Origin of the sequence: Acidovorax sp. LjRoot38 (assembly GCF_964252975.1) — a bacterium.
Lineage (GTDB): Bacteria > Pseudomonadota > Gammaproteobacteria > Burkholderiales > Burkholderiaceae_C > Acidovorax > Acidovorax facilis.
Genome location: NZ_CAXUPT020000005.1, coordinates 503,982 through 522,139 on the forward strand (window position 1 = coordinate 503,982; position 18,158 = coordinate 522,139).

The window sequence follows — 18,158 nt, forward strand, 5'->3', positions numbered from 1 at the left end:
AATAATTTCTTGCAAGCCTACCCGCGTTTGCCCCGGCCGAGATCGACCCCTAGCTGGCGCAGCTTGCGATAAAGGTGCGTGCGCTCAAGGCCCGTCTTTTCGGCCACGCGCGTCATGGAACCGCCTTCGCGGGCCAAGTGGAATTCGAAATAGGCTTTTTCAAAACCATCGCGCGCTTCGCGCAGGGGGCGGTCCAGGTCAAACCCCTGGTGCGCGTGCGGGCCAGCCTCGACGCCAGCCATGATGGCCGACACAGCAGGCAGTTGCGAAAACGTGGGGTCGGCCGGGGTATGGACGGGCGCTGGGGTCGCAGCCACCGGGGCGGACTGGTGGGCAGCGTTGCGTGCCAGGCCCTGCTCCACCGCCTTGAGCAGCTTTTGCAGGGTGATGGGTTTTTCGAGAAACGAGAAGGCGCCGATCCGGGTGGCCTCTACGGCGGTGTCGATGGTGGCGTGGCCACTCATCATGATCACGGGCATCGTCAGCACGCCCGCTGTGGCCCATTCCTTGAGCAACGAAACCCCGTCGGTGTCCGGCATCCAGATGTCGAGCAGCACGAGGTCGTAGGTGTTGCCTGCCCGGGCCGTGCGCGCCTGGGTGGCGTTTTCTGCGAGGTCTACGCTGTGACCTTCGTCGTTCAGGATTTCCGACAGCAGATCACGAATGCCGAGCTCATCGTCGACCACCAGAATGTTTGCCATGTGTGTTGAAGCGCCTTGGGGTACTGCGGGGCGGTGTTGTTATGACGCCACCGCTGGTTCAGGGGCGAATGATAACGACACTTGGGCCCCCCGCACTACGCCATCTTCGGTCCGATTCGACAAGTCAATGCGCGCACCGTGCTCATCGGCAATCTTTTTGACCACGGCCAGACCCAGGCCGGTGCCCCGGGGCTTGGTGGTGACGTAGGGCTCGAAGGCACGCTGCAGGATGTGCGCAGGAAAGCCCCCACCACTGTCGGATACCGTGAGCCGCACGCGGCGCGAGGACTCACTCCAGCGCGTGCTGATGCGTACCGGGGGCACGGGCTCCGAGGTTCCAGCGCGCGCCTGCTCGGTGGCGTCTTGCGCGTTTTGCAGCAGGTTGTGCACAACCTGCCGCAGCTGCTGCGCATCGCCTGCAATAGAGGGGCAGCGCGGGTCCAGCTCGGCTTCTACGCGCACGGCGGCGTTCTCTTCGCCGTAAAGATGGAGCACGTCGGCCACCAGGGCATTGAGGTCCAGTGCATGGAGTTCTGCAGCAGGCAAGCGTGCGTAATCGCGGAATTCGTTGACCAGCCGCTTCATCGCATCGACCTGGTCCACGATGGTCTTGACGGACTTGGCGAGGATGGCCTGTTCAGTGCCGGGCAGCTTGCCAGAGAGTTTCATTTCCAGCCGCTCCGCAGACAGCTGGATGGGCGTGAGCGGGTTCTTGATTTCGTGCGCCAGGCGCCGCGCCACCTCACCCCAAGCCTGCGCGCGCTGGGCGGAAACAATTTCCGAAATGTCGTCAAAAACCAACAGTCTGGCCGAATCGGGCAGTTCCGCCCCCCGCGCGACGAGGCTGGTAGCGTGTTGCCCGACGCCGCCAGAAGACGCATGCAGCTCAAAAGGCTGCTGCCAGTGGTCCAGTCCATGGCGTTCGTGGTCGCCCAGGAAAGCGTCGAAGTGCCCTTGCACCGACGCCGCAAACTCGGCGAGCCCGGGCACTTCCGACAGGGGTCGCCCCTCATAGGCCGCCATCGGTGCCCGCAGGATGCGGGTGGCCCCCGGATTGGACGATCGGATCAAACCTTGGGCATCCAGCACGATCACCCCCGCCGTGAGGTTGTCCAGGATGGTCTGCAGGTTGGCGCGTGCGGCATCGACCTCGCCCATGCTCTGCTCCACGGCATGGCGGGCGTCGGACAACTGCTGGGTCATCAGTGCAAAAGAGCGTGTGAGTCCACCCAGCTCATCCTTGCCCTGCAATGCAGCCTTGGGGCTGAGATTGCCAGCCGCCACCTCGCGCACCCCCTCGGCCAGCACCAGCAGCGGGCGGGCCAGCTGGTTGCCCAGCAGCACCGCCAGCAACACGGCGCCAAAGACAGCCAGGAACAGGCTCAGCGTAAGCGTGCCCACATACATGCGCCGCAGCCCCCCACGGGCCAGGGCTCGCTCCTGGTATTCGCGGTTGGCCTCCTGCACGGCAATGGCGTTGGCCACCAGAGCAGGCGGCAGGGGCAACGTGGCCTGCAGGTATCGGGGCTCCACGAGCAAGCCGACGCTGGGGCTGCTGACCAGCGCCAGCACTTTCACGCGCGCATTCTGTGCCGAGGCAGGGTCCGAAATATCGTCCAGGCCCTCGATCTGCGCGGTGGCGCGCTGCTGCCGCACGGTGCGCAGCAACGCCACGCCGGGCCGATCGGGGTTCAGGCTAAAGCGCGATTGGCCTGCACTGGCTACCGCCTGGCCCGCAGCATTCCAGAGCACGACGTCGGTGGCTCCCAGCTGGTCGCGGATGCGCTCCAGCACCAGGCCAGCCGCGGCATCAGGCACCTGCGCCACTTGGGCACTGGCATTGCGCGCTTTTGAGGCCATGTCGGCGGCCAGCGAATCCAGCGACACACGGGCCAGGTTCACACCCGCTGAAAGAGCGCCCTCCACTTTCACATCGAACCAGCTCTCAATGGACCGCGTGACAAACTGGTAGGACACCACATAGATCAGCAGCCCCGGCATCAGCCCCACCAGCGCAAAGATGGCCGCAAGCTTGACCAGCAGTCGACTGCCAAAGCGCCCTTTGCGCAAGCGCATGCCCAGGCGCACCGCCACCCACACAAGCACGGCCAGCAGCAGCACGGCCACCAAAACGTTCACGCCAAAAAGCCAGGCGTAGTTGCGCTCGTACAGCGCGCGGTTGTTGGTGGCCAGGGTGAGCAGGAACAACAGCACCATGCCGATAGCCGACATGATGGCGGCCCCAACCCCCACAGCCCAGCGCACGGCGCGCGACTGGCGTGCGGCGGCATGGGCCGACGCGGAAGCTCCCGTCTGAGAGGGCTCTGGAGGGCTCACTTGGCGACGGTCTCTGCAGCCAGGCGTTGGCTGCGGGATACTAGGAGATTCCAGCCGGAGCGCCCCACGGCACCGATCTGGAAGGGTCGGGGCAACTGCGACATATCAAGCCGGAACCGGAAATTGACCGTATGGACGGCATCTGACTCAATGACATCGCGTTCTGCGATCTTCCATCGCGAAATGCGCTGAATGGCCGACAACGCATCGGCATAACTGTCAAAATTCTGCCCCAAAACCACACCCAGGCCACTGTTGGTGAAAGGTACCGGGGAGATGTTCAGACGCCAACGTCGCGTCAACGGCTGGTAGCTTAGCCGCAGATAGCGGGTGGTTTCAGCCACTTGGCGGTCAGACCAGTACCAGCGGTCTCGCAAAACCTGGGCCTCGGCCACGAAGAACATGGGAATGCCCTTGTACAGCGCATCCTCGGCAAGCTCCGGCAGCACAAATTGCAGTGTGGTGCTGAGGTAGAGGCCATCCTCGGCACGGTCCAGCCGAAGTTCGCCCACCTCGGGGTCCACCGGCTGGCCTGCGATGGCCGACTGCACCATTGCGGCCCATGCCACCAAGAGAAAGAGCGCACAGATCGCCACCCAACGAGCCCCACGGAACTCATTGCGGCGATTTTTGCAACAGTGCGTAAAAAAATCCGTCGTGGTCACCCGACTGATTGTCCGGGACAGCTCCGGGCTTGTCCCCGTTGGCGGGAATTAAATGACCCGGCGACGGCAGCAATTGCGCATCGGTGTTGTGTGCAAGAAACGTTTGCACCTGGTCGTCGCCTTCGGCACGGAACACGGAACACGTGCAATACAGCAGCCGTCCGCCAGGGCGCAACAGCGGCCACAGGGTCTTGAGCAACCGGGCCTGCAGGCCTGCAAGCTGCGCAATATCGCTCTCGCGGCGCAGCCAGCGCACATCCGGATGGCGGCGCACGATGCCCGAGGCCGTGCAGGGCGCATCCAGCAAGATGGCATCGAACTGCGCACCATCGCAATGCTGCTGCCACCAGTCTTGCGGACGCGCCGCATCGGCCACCACCACCTGGGCGCGCAGCCCCAGGCGCTGCAAGGTCTCACCAATGCGCGCGCTGCGGGTGGCATCGATCTCCAGCGCAGTGACCTGTATCGGCGCACCAGCGCCCGCCCACTCCAGAAGGTGGGCGGTTTTACCCCCGGGCGCCGCACAGGCGTCAAGCACCCGCACAGGCCGGGTGAGGTCCAGACCTTCAAGCAACAGGGGCGCAGCCATCTGGGCTGCGGCATCCTGCACCGAGACCCAGCCCTCTTCAAACCCCGGCAGCGATTGCACGGGCACGGGGTGCTGCAATACCAGCCCTACACTCCCAGACGGAATTGCTTCTAAATTGATAGCTTCCAGCGCTTTCTGGTAAAGCGCTAGAGTGCTTTTTTGTGCATTGACCCGCAGCGTCATCGGTGCGTGGGCATTGTTGGCCTGCAGAATCTGCTCCCAGTGGTTGGGATGGTCCTTGCGCAGGCGCTCGACCCACCACACCGGATGGTTCCAACGGGCCAGCGGATCGCCATCGGTGCGGGCAACCAGCGCTTCGCGTTCGCGCAGAAAGCGGCGCAAGCAACCGTTGAGGAATGACGCCTGCGCACGCGTGGACGCGCTGCGTTTGGCCGCTTCCACCACCTGGTTCACCAAGGTGAACGGCTCGTACGGCGACTCTTCAGGGTTCCAGCACAGCGCCAGCGCCGTACACAACAGCGCATCCGCAGCCGGTGGAGGCGTGCGTGCAACCATCTGGCGGCGCAACGCCTCGGCCCGTCCCGCCTGGCGCAGCACCTGGAACAGGAGAGACTGCACCCCAGGGCGCAGAGCTGTGTCTACGGCCGCCAGTGCTGCGGTGCCCGACTGCCCGGCGCGAATGGCCTGCAAGGCACTGGCCACAGCCTCCAACTGTTGCCATAGCGCCACGGGCTGACCGCCCGCCCCCGGGCGACTGGCGCCGCCCGGGCCGGAAAGCGTCCGGTCACGGGCTGGCGCATTGTTGGCTCGGTCGGCTCGCTTGTTAGGCCCGGGGCGGGACGCAGGGCGTGGGGGTTGTTGTCGTGGTGCGGGTGGGTTCATCGTGGTCCTGGCAACCTTTCTACAGCCTGCGGGCGGCCTTGAATCCGAACACCCAGGCCAGCAGGTTGGCTGGAAACTGGGCAATGGCAGCGTTGTAGTGCAACACCGCTTCGTTGAAAACACGCATCGCCTGGTCGTTCTGCAGAACATGCTCGTCCCACCGAACCTGCCACAGTGATGGGGACATGGGCGGCGCGTCCGCAGCGGCGGTAGCCACAGACGTCTGCGCCCGGGTCGCTTGCCCACTGTTGTGTGTGGCCTTCTGCCAGGACGCATGGAGCACCTCGCGCGCTGCCGCCAAGGCGGCCACCGCGTCTGGCTGCAAGGGACGCGCCCGCGCCATGGCCAAGGATGCGCTCAACTGGGTGGTGGCGCCTTGCAGTGCCGCCATCTCTGGCTCCGTGCCACCTGCCGAGGGGGCCTGCTGTACGGCTTGCGCCGCACCATACTCACCCATCAAAGACAGCTGGCGCACCATGTGAGCGTCAAAGCTGCCAAACGCCTGCACAACGGCTGAGCGCAGCCGCATCAGGCGGTTGTAGGCGCCCAGCGCCCAAAAAGCGGCAATGGCAAAAACAATCCAGAAAAGGGGCGATGACCACATGCACAGTTGCCGTCCTCGCGTGCACCACGCGTTACGGCCCGAAAAGGAAATGAGGGAGAAAGGCGAAGACTACAAAAGATCGAAGTGCGGGTTCCAGAAAAAAGCTCCCGGCCTGCCAGGGACAGGACGGGAGCTTTTCAGAGGCGGCCCGAAGGCTTAGTCAGCGGCTGCGTCGGTCGCGGTGGAGGTGCTGCCCTCGACTTCCGTTGCTTCACCCTGGGCTTCCATCTCGGCGGCTTCGGCTTCAGCAATGGCGCGGCGCTCGGCGTCGTCCATGGCGTCCTTGGCCTTGCGTGCCTGGTGGTAGGCCATGCCGGTACCGGCCGGGATCAGGCGACCCACGATCACGTTTTCCTTCAGGCCACGCAGCTCGTCGCGCTTGCCCATGATGGCAGCCTCGGTGAGCACGCGGGTCGTTTCCTGGAAGGAAGCGGCCGAGATGAACGAGTCGGTCGACAGCGAAGCCTTGGTGATACCCAGCAGCAGGTTGCTGTAGGTCGCGGGGATCTTGCCTTCGGCCTGCAACGCATCGTTGGTGTTGAGGATCTCGGAACGCTCGATCTGTTCACCGGCGATGTAGTTGGACTCGCCAACGTTCTCGACCACGACACGGCGCAGCATCTGGCGAACGATCACCTCGATGTGCTTGTCGTTGATCTTCACACCCTGCAAGCGGTACACATCCTGCACTTCATCAACGATGTAGCGCGACAGCTCTTCGATACCCAGCAAACGCAGGATGTCTTGTGGGTCGGCCGGGCCGTCCACAATCGATTCGCCCTTGTTCACCACCTGGCCTTCGTGCACCAGGATGTTCTTTTCCTTGGGCACGAGTTCTTCGAACACATGGCCTTCAGGATCAGTGATCTGCAAGCGGACCTTGCCCTTGGTTTCCTTGCCGAACGACACGGTACCGGTCATCTCGGCCAGCGTGCCCTTGTCCTTCGGCGTACGGGCTTCGAACAGCTCGGCCACACGGGGCAGACCGCCGGTAATGTCGCGGGTCTTCTGACCTTCGACCGGAATACGCGCCAGCACTTCGCCGGGGCCCACATCCTGGCCATCGCGCACCTGAATCAGAGCGCCCACCTGGAAGCCGATGGTCACCGAGTGGTCGGTGCCAGGGATCTTCACTTCGTTGCCCTGGGCGTCGATCAGCTTCACCTGCGGGCGCACGACCTTGGCAGCGCCACGGCGCTTCGGATCGATCACCACCAGCGTGGACAGGCCGGTCACTTCGTCGACCTGCTTGGCCACCGTGAGACCTTCTTCGACGTTCTCGAACTTGGTCTGACCGGCGAACTCGGTGATGATGGGGCGCGTCAGCGGATCCCAGTTGGCGAGGATGGTGCCAGCCTTGATGGTCTGGTCGGCCTTGACCGTCAGCGTTGCACCGTAAGGCACCTTGTGGCGTTCGCGCTCGCGGCCATGCTCGTCGTGGATGATGATTTCACCCGAACGCGCAATCACCACCAGCTCGCCCTTGGTGTTGCTCACGTAGCGCATCGTGGCGTTGAAGCCGATCACGCCGTTGGACTTGGCTTCCACGCTCGACGCGATGGCTGCACGCGAAGCCGCACCACCGATGTGGAACGTACGCATGGTCAGCTGCGTGCCGGGTTCGCCGATGGACTGGGCAGCGATCACACCCACGGCTTCGCCGAGGTTGATCAGGCCGCCGCGGCCCAGGTCGCGTCCGTAGCACTTGGCGCACAGGCCGTAGCGGGTTTCGCAGGTCAGTGCCGTGCGAACCTTCACTTCGTCCACGCCAGCCGCTTCGAGTTCTTCGATGAGGTCTTCGTCGAGCATGACACCCGCTGAGACCAGCACCGAGCGGTTCTCGGGGTGCAGCACGTCTTCCGCCGCCGTGCGGCCCAGGATACGGTCGCGCAGCGATTCGATCACTTCACCGCCTTCGACGATGGCGCGCATCAGCGAACCATTGGAAGTGCCGCAATCTTCTTCGGTCACCACAAGATCCTGCGTCACGTCCACCAGACGGCGGGTCAGGTAACCCGAGTTGGCGGTCTTCAGCGCCGTGTCGGCCAGACCCTTACGGGCACCGTGGGTGGAGATGAAGTACTCCAGCACGTTCAGACCTTCGCGGAAGTTCGCGGTGATAGGCGTTTCGATGATCGAGCCGTCTGGCTTGGCCATCAGGCCCCGCATACCGGCCACCTGGCGAATCTGCGCAGCGGAACCCCGCGCGCCGGAGTCGGCCATCATGTAGATGGAGTTGAAGGACTCCTGGTCCACTTCCTTGCCGTGGCGGTCCATGACCTTCTGCTTGGACAGCTGGGCCATCATCACCTTGGACACTTCGTCGCCGGCCTTGCCCCAGATGTCCACCACCTTGTTGTAGCGCTCGCCAGAGGTGACCAGACCGGACACATACTGCTGTTCGATCTCCTTCACTTCCTTCTCGGAACGCTCGATGATGCCGGCCTTTTGTGGCGGCACCAGCATGTCATCAATGGCGATCGAGATGCCGGCGCGCGTGGCCAGACGGAAGCCGTTTTGCAGCAGCTTGTCGGCGAACACGACCGTTTCCTTCAGACCGCACTTGCGGAACGAGACGTTGATCAGGCGCGAGATTTCCTTCTTCTTGAGCGCCTTGTTCATGTTGGAGAACGGCAGGCCCTTGGGAAGAATCTCGGACAGCAGCGCACGGCCGGCCGTGGTTTCCACGAGCGAGGTGGACGGAACGAATTCGCCCGTTTCCTTGTTCTTGGTCCACTCGGTCATGCGCACCGTGATCTTGGCGGCCAGTTCGACCTCGCCAGCGTCCAAAGCACGCTGCACTTCACCGGTATCGGCAAACACCAGGCCTTCACCCTTGCCGTTGATGCGATCGCGGGTGGCGTAGTACAAGCCCAGCACCACGTCCTGCGAAGGAACGATGGAGGGTTCGCCCGAAGCAGGGAACAGCACGTTGTTGGAGGCCAGCATCAGCGTGCGGGCTTCCATCTGCGCTTCCACCGACAGCGGGACGTGGACAGCCATCTGGTCACCGTCGAAGTCGGCGTTGAAGGCCGCGCAAACGAGGGGGTGCAGCTGGATGGCCTTGCCTTCGATCAGGATGGGCTCAAAGGCCTGGATACCCAAACGGTGCAGCGTAGGTGCACGGTTCAGCATCACAGGGTGCTCTTTGATCACCTCTTCCAGGATGTCCCACACCACGGGGGTGCCGGATTCGACTTCCTTCTTGGCGGCCTTGATCGTCGTCGCGATGCCCATGGCTTCGAGGCGCGAGAAGATGAAAGGCTTGAACAGTTCCAGCGCCATCAGCTTGGGCAGGCCGCACTGGTGCAGCTTGAGCGTTGGGCCCACGGTAATCACGGAACGACCGGAGTAGTCCACGCGCTTGCCCAGCAAGTTCTGGCGGAAACGGCCGGACTTGCCCTTGATCATGTCGGCCAGCGACTTCAGAGCACGCTTGTTGGCGCCCGTCATGGCCTTGCCACGGCGGCCGTTGTCCAGCAGCGAGTCAACAGCTTCCTGCAGCATCCGCTTTTCGTTGCGGGCGATGATTTCAGGGGCCTTCAGCTCCAGCAGGCGGCGCAGGCGCGAGTTGCGGTTGATGACGCGGCGATACAGGTCGTTCAGGTCAGACGTGGCAAAGCGGCCGCCGTCCAGCGGCACCAGCGGACGCAGGTCCGGTGGCAGCACGGGCAGCACTTCGAGCACCATCCACTCGGGCTTGATGCCCGACTTCTTGAACGCTTCCAGCACCTTCAGGCGCTTGGCGTTCTTCTTGACCTTGACTTCAGAGCCGGTCAGGTCGCCACGCAGGCGCTCAATCGACATGTCGATGTCGATGGATTCCAGCAGGTCCTTGATACCCTCAGCGCCCATCTTGGCGATGAATTCGTCGCCGTATTCCTTGCGCTTGGCGTCGTAGTCGTCCTCGGACATGATGCTGAACTTCTTCAGTGGCGTCATGCCGGGGTCGGTCACCACGTAGGCTTCAAAGTACAGCACGCGCTCAATGTCGCGCAGCGTCATGTCCAGCACCAGGCCCAGACGCGATGGCAGCGACTTCAGGAACCAGATGTGGGCGCACGGTGCGGCCAGGTCGATGTGGCCCATGCGCTCGCGGCGCACCTTGGTCTGCGTGACTTCAACGCCGCACTTCTCGCAGATCACACCACGGTGCTTGAGGCGCTTGTACTTGCCGCACAGGCATTCGTAGTCCTTGATAGGACCAAAAATCTTGGCGCAGAACAGGCCGTCGCGCTCGGGCTTGAACGTGCGGTAGTTGATGGTTTCGGGCTTCTTCACTTCGCCGAAAGACCACGAACGGATCTTTTCGGGCGAAGCCATGCCGATGCGGATGGCATCGAAATGCTCGTCCGGCGTAAATTGCTTGAACAGGTCGAGTAGCGATTTCATAGTGACTCTTTCCTTTTCTGCTTAGGAGCGTTCCAGCTCGATGTCCAGGCCCAGCGAACGGATTTCCTTGACCAGCACATTGAACGATTCCGGCATGCCGGCTTCGATGGCGTGTTCGCCCTTGACAATGGATTCGTACACCTTGGTACGGCCCACCACGTCGTCGGACTTCACGGTCAGCATTTCCTGCAGGACGTAAGCGGCGCCATAAGCTTCCAGCGCCCACACTTCCATTTCCCCGAAACGCTGGCCACCAAACTGCGCCTTACCACCCAGCGGCTGCTGCGTGACGAGCGAGTAAGGACCGGTCGAGCGGGCGTGCATCTTGTCGTCCACCAAATGGTGCAGCTTCAGGTAGTGCATGTAACCAATGGTGGTGGGACGCTCGAAGCGCTCGCCCGTACGGCCATCGAACAGGTACGCCTGCGTGCGGGTGGGCGTGAGGCCCTTGCGCTCTGCAATGTCGTCTGGGTAGGCGATCTTGAGCATGTCCTTGATTTCTTCTTCCGAAGCACCATCGAACACGGGCGTCGCATAAGGCACACCGTTGGTCAGGTTGGCAGCCATGGCCATCACATCTTCATCGCTGAGCAGCGACAGGTCTTCCGTGCGGCCGCGCGAGTTGTACACCTCTTCGAGGAACTTGCGCATGTCGGCGGCCTTGGCCTGCTCCTGCAGCATGTTGCCGATGCGTTGGCCAATGCCCTTGCCGGCCCAGCCCAGGTGGACTTCCAGCACCTGACCAATGTTCATCCGCGAGGGCACGCCCAGCGGGTTCAGAACGATATCGGCAGGTGTGCCGTCGGCCATGTAAGGCATGTCTTCGACCGGAACGATCTTGGAGACCACACCCTTGTTACCGTGGCGGCCGGCCATCTTGTCACCTGGCTGCAGACGGCGCTTAACGGCCAAGTACACCTTGACCATCTTGAGCACGCCCGCAGGCAACTCGTCGCCTTGCGTGAGCTTCTTGCGCTTTTCTTCAAAAGCCAGGTCGAAGCTGTGGCGCGTCTGCTCCAGCGCGTTCTTGATGGACTCGAGTTGCGTAGCTACTTCGTCTTCAGCCGGGCGGATGTCGAACCAGTGGAACTTCTCGACGGACGACAGGTAGGCCTTGTCGATCTTCGTGCCCTTGGCCAACTTCTGCGGGCCGCCGTTGGCCACACGGCCGTTCAGCAGCTTTTCGATACGGTCGAAAGCGTCGGCTTCCACAATGCGCAGCTGGTCGTTCAGGTCCAGGCGGAAACGCTTGAGTTCATCGTCGATGATCTGCTGGGCGCGCTTGTCACGCTGGATGCCTTCGCGGGTGAAGACCTGCACGTCGATCACGGTGCCCGACGAGCCCTGGTCCACCCGCAGCGAGGTGTCCTTCACGTCGGAAGCCTTCTCGCCGAAGATGGCGCGCAGCAGCTTCTCTTCAGGCGTGAGCGTCGTTTCGCCCTTGGGCGTGACCTTGCCCACCAGCGTATCGCCGGGTTGCACTTCAGCGCCCACGTAGATGATGCCGGACTCGTCCAGGCGGTTCAGTTGCTGCTCAGACAGGTTCGGAATGTCGCGCGTGATTTCTTCGGCGCCCAGCTTCGTGTCGCGCGCCATGACCACGAGTTCCTCGATGTGGATCGAGGTATAGCGGTCTTCGGCCACCACGCGTTCGGAGATCAGGATCGAATCTTCGAAGTTGTAGCCGTTCCAAGGCATGAACGCAATCAGCATGTTCTGGCCGATGGCGATTTCGCCGAAGTCCGTCGATGCGCCGTCGGCGATCACGTCACCCTTGACCAGCATGTCGCCCTTCTTGACGATGGGGCGCTGGTGGATATTGGTGTTCTGGTTGGAACGCTGGTACTTGATGAGGTTGTAGATGTCCACACCCACTTCACCGGCCACGGCTTCGGCATCGTTGACGCGGATCACGATACGGGTCGCATCCACATAGTCCACCACACCGCCACGGGTCGCCGTCACGACGGTGCCCGAGTCCACGGCAGCCACGCGCTCGATGCCCGTGCCCACCAGCGGCTTTTCAGGACGCAGCACTGGCACGGCCTGGCGCGACATGTTGGCGCCCATCAGCGCGCGGTTCGCATCATCGTGTTCCAGGAAGGGCACCAGCGAAGCCGCGACCGACACGATCTGCGCGGGCGACACGTCCATGTACTGCACGCGGTCTGCACCACACAGAATGGATTCACCCTTCTCACGGGCAGACACCAGATCACCCGTCAAACGGCCATCCTTGTCGAGCACTGCATTCGCCTGCGCGATCACGTATTTGCCTTCTTCGATGGCGGAGAGGTAGTCGATCTCGTTCGTGACCTTGCCATCCACCACGCGACGGTAAGGGGTTTCGATGAAACCGTACTCGTTCAGCCGAGCGTACAGAGCCAGCGAGTTGATCAGGCCGATGTTAGGGCCTTCAGGCGTTTCGATAGGGCAGACGCGGCCGTAATGGGTTACGTGCACGTCGCGCACTTCGAAGCCTGCGCGTTCGCGGGTCAGACCACCCGGGCCCAGGGCGGAAACACGGCGCTTGTGCGTGATTTCGGCGAGCGGATTGGTCTGGTCCATGAACTGCGACAGCTGCGACGCGCCGAAGAATTCCTTCAGGGCAGCCGAGATCGGCTTGCTGTTGATCAGGTCGTGGGGCATCAGCGGCTCTTGCTCGGCCTGGCCCAGACGTTCCTTCACCGCCTTTTCGATACGTGCCAGGCCCGTGCGGTACTGGTTTTCGGCCAGTTCGCCCACGCAACGCACGCGGCGGTTGCCCAGGTGATCGATGTCATCGACTTCGCCGTTGCCGTTGCGCAGGTCCACCAGAATCTTGACCACAGCCAGGATGTCTTCGTTGGACAGCACCATGGGGCCAGTGGATTCGTCGCGGCCAATCTTGGCGTTGAACTTCATGCGGCCCACACGCGACAGGTCGTACGTGTCGGGGTTGTAGAACAGGCGCTGGAACAGGGCCTGCACGGCGTCTTCCGTAGGCGGCTCGCCGGGGCGCATCATGCGGTAGATGGCCACGCGTGCAGCAAATTCGTCCACCGTTTCGTCGATGCGCAGGGTCTGCGACATGTACGCCCCCTGGTCGAGTTCATTGGTGTAGATGCACTGTACGTCTTGCACACCAGCGCTGCGCAGCTTCTTGAGCAGCGCTTCGGTCAGCTCGTCATTGGCCTTGGCGATGATCTCACCAGTGTCCGCATCCACAATGTTGCGGGCCACGACACGACCTATCAGGAAGTCTTCGGGCACGCTAATGTGCGTGGTACCAGACTGTTCCAGTTCGCGGGTGTGACGGGCCGTCACGCGCTTGTCCTTGGCCACTACGACCTTACCGGATTTGTCGGTGATGTCAAAACGGGCCACTTCACCACGCAGACGCTCGGACACAAATTCCATTTGTGCACCGCTGTCCATCAAGCGGAAGTTATCGTTGACGAAGAAGTTCGCCAGGATAGATTCTGGATTCAGGCCGATGGCCTTGAGCAGGATCGTGACCGGCATCTTGCGGCGACGGTCCACGCGGAAGTACAGGATGTCCTTGGGGTCGAACTCGAAGTCGAGCCAAGAGCCACGGTAAGGAATGATGCGCGCCGAGAACAGCAGCTTGCCCGAGCTGTGGGTCTTGCCCTTGTCATGCTCGAAAAACACACCCGGCGAACGGTGCAGCTGCGACACGATCACACGCTCGGTGCCGTTGATGATGAACGAGCCCTTGTCGGTCATCAGGGGCACTTCACCCATGTAGACCTCTTGCTCCTTCACTTCCTTGACCACCTTGGACTGCGAGGTCGAGGACTCGCGGTCATAAATGATCAGTTGCACCTTGGCGCGCACAGCCGAGGCGAAAGTCAGACCACGGGTCTGGCACTCGCGCACATCAAAAGCCGGCTTGGCCAGGTTGTATTCAATGAACTTCATCTCCACAAAACCGTTGTGGGAGACGATAGGAAAGGCAGCGTCGAATGCAGCCTGAAGGCCTTCGATGGTTCTTTTCTGGGGTGCTTTATCAGCCTGCAAGAAAGCGGTGTAGGCGTCCTTCTGCATCTGCAGCAGATAAGGAACTTCGAGCACGCTATCGCGGGTGCCGAAACTTTTGCGAATTCGCTTGCGTTCGGTGTAGGAATAGGCCATGAGATCTCCGGGCAAAGACATGAGTCCTGGGTCTTCGACGACTGACCCGCAAGGAGCGCTGTCCTTACGGGCTTGGCGGTTGGCCACTACCAACCATGGCGGACGGTGATGCGTTGCACATCACCCGAACCAAGGCGTCTTCTGCTGTCGGGGTTGTCAGAAGACACTCGAAAACCAGCGTTTGCACGGCGGCTTTCGGGTGCGCTCTGAAAGCACCAAAGGCTGGAGGCCCTTTGAGGAGCACTCCAGCCCTTGAGCAAGACCGAATTACTTGAGTTCGGCCTTGGCGCCGGCTTCCACCAGCTTCTTGACGGCTGCTTCGGCGTCGGCCTTGGCAATGCCTTCCTTGACGTTCTTTGGAGCGCCGTCCACCAGGTCCTTGGCTTCCTTGAGGCCCAGGCCAGTGATTTCGCGCACTGCCTTGATGACGGACACCTTGTTGGCGCCAGCTTCGGTCAGCACCACGTTGAATTCCGTCTTTTCTTCAGCAGCAGCGGCGCCAGCGCCACCACCAGCGGCAGCTGGAGCAGCCATGGCTGCAGCGCTCACGCCAAACTTCTCTTCAATGGCCTTCACCAGGTCATTGAGTTCCAGAACCGTCATGCTGTCCAGCGCGGTCAAAAATGCGTCTTTATCGAATGCCATTTTGATTTCCTAACAATTGTGTTGGTTGTCTGCCGGGCTATCAAGCCGCAACAGGTTCGGCGGCCGGTGCGGCTGCGCCTTCGCCTTTTTTCGCCGCCAGTGCGCCCAGCACAACGGCCGTACGCGACATGGGGGACATAAGCAAGCCACAAATCTGAGCCAGCAGAACTTCCTTGGAAGGAATGTTGGCCAGTTGCTTAACGCCGTTCACGTCCAGGGCCTTACCACCGAAAGCGCCACCGCGAATCACCAGCTTGTCGTTGGTTTTCGCAAAGTCAGCCACCACTTTCGCGGCAGCCACGGCGTCTTCGGAGAAGCCATAGATCAGAGGACCGGTCATCTGGTCAGCCACCACGTCAAACGCGCTGCCGGCCACAGCACGGCGGGCCAAAGTGTTCTTCAGAACACTCAGGTTCACGCCCTTGCTGCGAGCTTCCACACGCAGTTTGGTCATGTCGGCGACCGTGATGCCACGGTATTCCGCGATCACAAGCGTTTGAGCTTTAGCGGCGAGGCTGGTCACTTCACTGATGACCGCTTCTTTCTCACTGCGATTAAGACTCAAGGTCTACTCCTTAAATTGTGCATTCAGGCTTGCGCCCTCGTACACGCTCTTGTTGCAGCGACCAACTGTTTCGGAATGAATTCCATCTGCAGCGGGATCGCCATCTGCGTTGGCCCCGGAGGGATTAAGTGCAAGGCTGCACACCAACGGTCTTGGATGGCCTGGAGATGGTTGTTGCACCACCCCAGCCCACCACATCAGGCCCTAGCAGGCCCGAAGATTTTTTACCGCAATTACGCTGCGATGGATTGTGTGTCCACGCGGACGCCAACGCCCATCGTGGAGGACACAGCGACCTTGCGCAGGTACAGACCCTTGCTCGAAGCAGGCTTGGCCTTGTTCAGAGCGTCGATCAGTGCAGCCAGGTTACCTTGCAGCTTTTCATTGTCGAACGAGCGGCGGCCAATAGTGCTGTGCACGATACCGGCCTTGTCCACACGGAACTGCACCTGACCAGCCTTGGCGTTCTTCACAGCCGTAGCCACGTCGGGAGTAACCGTGCCCACCTTGGGGTTTGGCATCAGGCCACGTGGGCCAAGGATCTGACCCAGGGTACCCACAACGCGCATGGCGTCAGGAGCAGCGATCACCACGTCGAAGGGCATGTCACCAGCCTTCACCATGGCAGCCAGGTCATCCATGCCAACGATGTCAGCGCCAGCAGCCTTGGCTTCTTCCGCCTTGGCACCTTGCGCAAAGACGGCCACACGGGTCGTCTTGCCAGTACCGTTGGGCAGCACGACAGCGCCACGCACCACCTGGTCGGACTTCTTGGCATCAATGCCCAGCTGAACAGCCACGTCGATGGATTCATCGAACTTAGCAGTAGCAGCTTCCTTCACCAGAACCACGGCATCTGCAAAGGCGTACAGCTTGGTGCTGTCAACCTTGCCCTGCAGGGCCTTTTGCTTTTTTGTCAACTTGGCCATTTACAAACCCTCCACCGTCACGCCCATCGAGCGAGCGGAACCAGCCAGCGTACGGACAGCAGCGTCAACATTCGCAGCATTCATGTCCTTCATCTTGGTCTTGGCGATTTCTTCGAGCTGTTCGCGCGTGATCTTGCCAACCTTGGTCTTCAGCGGATTGGAAGAACCTTTTTCGAGCTTGATAGCCTTCTTGATCAGAGTCGTCGCAGGCGGCGTCTTGATGATGAAGGTAAAGCTCTTGTCCGCGAACGCCGTGATGACCACGGGCAGTGGCAGACCTGGCTCCACACCTTGGGTCTGCGCATTGAATGCCTTGCAGAACTCCATGATGTTGAGACCACGTTGACCCAGTGCTGGGCCGATGGGTGGGGATGGGTTGGCCTTACCAGCTGGAACTTGCAGCTTGATAAAACCGACGATTTTTTTCGCCATGTTTTACTCCTTACGGGTCATAACGCTGTTGTCGCACCACGCAACAACTGGCTCCCCGGGGTTAACGACTCGCTATCACGATGTTCGCACCGAGTCGAAAAGTGCGGCATCCAACTGCTTACCCTGGCCTCGCCAGGGAGAACTTAGGTGTTATCCGAAAGACCTATGTCTTTTCGACCTGCCCAAACTCCAGCTCGACGGGCGTGGAGCGACCAAAAATCATCACGGAGACCCGCACGCGGCTCTTTTCGTAATTGACCTCTTCAACCGAACCATTGAAGTCGGTGAAGGGACCTTCTTTGACACGTACAAGTTCGCCGACCATGAATTCGATCTTGTGGCGAGGCTTGTCTGTGCCTTCCTGCATCTGACTGACGATTTTCTGGACTTCCTCTTCAGAAATCGGCGCAGGGCGATTTTTCGCCCCCCCTACAAACCCCGTCACCTTGTTGGTGTGCTTCACCAGATGCCAAGTGTCATCGTCCATCACCATCTCGACGAACACATAGCCAGGAAACAAGCGACGCTCTGTCGTCTTGCGCTGGCCGTTCTTCATTTCGACCACTTCCTCGGTCGGCACCAGAATGCGACCAAACTTGTCCTGCATACCCGAGCGACCAATCCGCTCCTGAATATTGCGCTCCACAGCCTTTTCCATGCCCGAGTAGGCATGGACAATGTACCAACGCAGATCGGGATTTGCCGAAGCAGAAGCGCCTGCAGGAGCTTCTGCTCCAGTGATTTCCGCAGCGGTTGTCATGACTTTCTCCAGCCCAAAATCAAGTCGTACAAGACCCATTCCAGCGTCTTGTCAGTGAACCACAGGAAAAGGGCCATGATCACCACAAAGGCGAATACGTAGGCCGTCATCTGCAGGGTTTCCTTGCGGGTGGGCCAAACGACCTTCTTCACCTCGCGCCAAGCGTCTTTGGCAAAGGCGACGAACTGGCGACCGGACTCCGACACCAAGAACACGCCAGCAGCAGCAGCCAGCCCAACGATCAGCGCAGCCCACTGCACCACAGCGCCTTGTTTTCCCAACAAATAGAAGCCTGCAACCGAAGCGATGACCAGGGCCACCACCGCAGCGAGCTTGGCCTTGTCTGCGCCTGTATTGACTGTTTCAACCTGTGAAGTGGCCATCTTTGAGTATTTCCTGCTTCCGATGCACGGCATCACTTAAGACACCGAAGCCCGCCAGGGTCTGGCGGGCTTGTTTTGGGCCACATTCAAGTGGCAGGGGCAGTAGGAATCGAACCTACAACCTTCGGTTTTGGAGACCGACGCTCTGCCAATTGAGCTATACCCCTGTATACCTTGCC

The 18,158-nt window shown here is 61.2% G+C and carries 13 protein-coding genes and 1 tRNA gene; all 14 read right to left on the minus strand.

Annotation, left to right across the window (positions count from 1 at the left end; translation table 11 throughout):
* Nucleotides 1–17 precede the first annotated feature (17 nt).
* The 14 genes from ACSQ22_RS12375 to ACSQ22_RS12440 all read right to left on the minus strand — a co-directional run bounded on the left by ACSQ22_RS12375 (nt 18) and on the right by ACSQ22_RS12440 (nt 18,146).
* A complete protein-coding gene (locus ACSQ22_RS12375) occupies nt 18–701 on the minus strand; it encodes a response regulator (RefSeq protein WP_436130467.1) in 684 nt (227 codons plus the stop codon).
* A gap of 39 nt (nt 702–740) precedes the next feature.
* A complete protein-coding gene (locus tag ACSQ22_RS12380; protein ID WP_436130468.1) occupies nt 741–3,038 on the minus strand; it encodes an ATP-binding protein in 2,298 nt (765 codons plus the stop codon).
* A complete protein-coding gene (locus ACSQ22_RS12385; protein ID WP_228897703.1) occupies nt 3,035–3,592 on the minus strand; it encodes a DUF4390 domain-containing protein in 558 nt (185 codons plus the stop codon). The genes ACSQ22_RS12380 and ACSQ22_RS12385 overlap by 4 nt, the downstream gene beginning before the upstream one ends.
* A gap of 61 nt (nt 3,593–3,653) precedes the next feature.
* A complete protein-coding gene (gene rsmB / locus ACSQ22_RS12390) occupies nt 3,654–4,982 on the minus strand; it encodes a 16S rRNA (cytosine(967)-C(5))-methyltransferase RsmB (protein ID WP_436130469.1) in 1,329 nt (442 codons plus the stop codon).
* 172 nt (nt 4,983–5,154) lie between these two features.
* On the minus strand, nt 5,155–5,739 hold the full coding sequence (locus ACSQ22_RS12395; RefSeq protein WP_436130470.1) for a LemA family protein: 585 nt from the start codon (nt 5,737–5,739) through the stop codon (nt 5,155–5,157).
* Nucleotides 5,740–5,895: 156 nt separating this feature from the next.
* Nucleotides 5,896–10,131, minus strand: a complete 4,236-nt coding sequence (gene rpoC, locus ACSQ22_RS12400) for a DNA-directed RNA polymerase subunit beta' (protein WP_055398513.1) — start codon at nt 10,129–10,131, stop codon at nt 5,896–5,898.
* A gap of 21 nt (nt 10,132–10,152) precedes the next feature.
* Nucleotides 10,153–14,265 (minus strand): DNA-directed RNA polymerase subunit beta, encoded by a 4,113-nt coding sequence (gene rpoB, locus ACSQ22_RS12405; RefSeq protein WP_436130471.1) that lies wholly within the window; start codon nt 14,263–14,265, stop codon nt 10,153–10,155.
* 267 nt (nt 14,266–14,532) lie between these two features.
* Nucleotides 14,533–14,910, minus strand: coding sequence for a 50S ribosomal protein L7/L12 (gene rplL / locus ACSQ22_RS12410; RefSeq protein ID WP_008907085.1), 378 nt, complete (start codon nt 14,908–14,910; stop codon nt 14,533–14,535).
* Nucleotides 14,911–14,950: 40 nt separating this feature from the next.
* A complete protein-coding gene (gene rplJ / locus ACSQ22_RS12415; RefSeq protein ID WP_055398511.1) occupies nt 14,951–15,475 on the minus strand; it encodes a 50S ribosomal protein L10 in 525 nt (174 codons plus the stop codon).
* A 233-nt stretch (nt 15,476–15,708) separates the two neighbouring features.
* Complete coding sequence (gene rplA, locus ACSQ22_RS12420) at nt 15,709–16,404, minus strand: 50S ribosomal protein L1 (RefSeq protein WP_055398510.1); 696 nt, start codon at nt 16,402–16,404, stop codon at nt 15,709–15,711.
* Nucleotides 16,405–16,836 (minus strand): 50S ribosomal protein L11, encoded by a 432-nt coding sequence (rplK, locus tag ACSQ22_RS12425; RefSeq protein ID WP_010467238.1) that lies wholly within the window; start codon nt 16,834–16,836, stop codon nt 16,405–16,407. It abuts the gene before it with no gap.
* Nucleotides 16,837–16,999: 163 nt separating this feature from the next.
* The gene (gene nusG / locus ACSQ22_RS12430; RefSeq protein WP_082437456.1) at nt 17,000–17,596 is read right to left on the minus strand and encodes a transcription termination/antitermination protein NusG; all 597 of its coding nucleotides are present in this window, start codon (nt 17,594–17,596) and stop codon (nt 17,000–17,002) included.
* Nucleotides 17,593–17,979, minus strand: coding sequence for a preprotein translocase subunit SecE (gene secE, locus ACSQ22_RS12435; protein WP_121422025.1), 387 nt, complete (start codon nt 17,977–17,979; stop codon nt 17,593–17,595). The genes nusG and secE overlap by 4 nt, the downstream gene beginning before the upstream one ends.
* A 91-nt stretch (nt 17,980–18,070) precedes the next feature.
* Nucleotides 18,071–18,146, minus strand: a tRNA-Trp gene (locus ACSQ22_RS12440).
* Nucleotides 18,147–18,158: the final 12 nt, after the last annotated feature.

Bases quoted from the DNA above. Each gene is read 5' to 3' on its own strand.
- ACSQ22_RS12375 (WP_436130467.1), bottom strand. From the start codon at position 701: ATGGCAAACATTCTGGTGGTCGACGATGAGCTCGGCATTCGTGATCTG.
- ACSQ22_RS12385 (WP_228897703.1), bottom strand. From the start codon at position 3,592: ATGGTGCAGTCGGCCATCGCAGGCCAGCCGGTGGACCCCGAGGTGGGC.
- ACSQ22_RS12395 (WP_436130470.1), bottom strand. From the start codon at position 5,739: ATGTGGTCATCGCCCCTTTTCTGGATTGTTTTTGCCATTGCCGCTTTT.
- rpoC (WP_055398513.1), bottom strand. From the start codon at position 10,131: ATGAAATCGCTACTCGACCTGTTCAAGCAATTTACGCCGGACGAGCAT.
- rpoB (WP_436130471.1), bottom strand. From the start codon at position 14,265: ATGGCCTATTCCTACACCGAACGCAAGCGAATTCGCAAAAGTTTCGGC.
- rplL (WP_008907085.1), bottom strand. From the start codon at position 14,910: ATGGCATTCGATAAAGACGCATTTTTGACCGCGCTGGACAGCATGACG.
- rplA (WP_055398510.1), bottom strand. From the start codon at position 16,404: ATGGCCAAGTTGACAAAAAAGCAAAAGGCCCTGCAGGGCAAGGTTGAC.
- rplK (WP_010467238.1), bottom strand. From the start codon at position 16,836: ATGGCGAAAAAAATCGTCGGTTTTATCAAGCTGCAAGTTCCAGCTGGT.
- nusG (WP_082437456.1), bottom strand. From the start codon at position 17,596: ATGACAACCGCTGCGGAAATCACTGGAGCAGAAGCTCCTGCAGGCGCT.
- secE (WP_121422025.1), bottom strand. From the start codon at position 17,979: ATGGCCACTTCACAGGTTGAAACAGTCAATACAGGCGCAGACAAGGCC.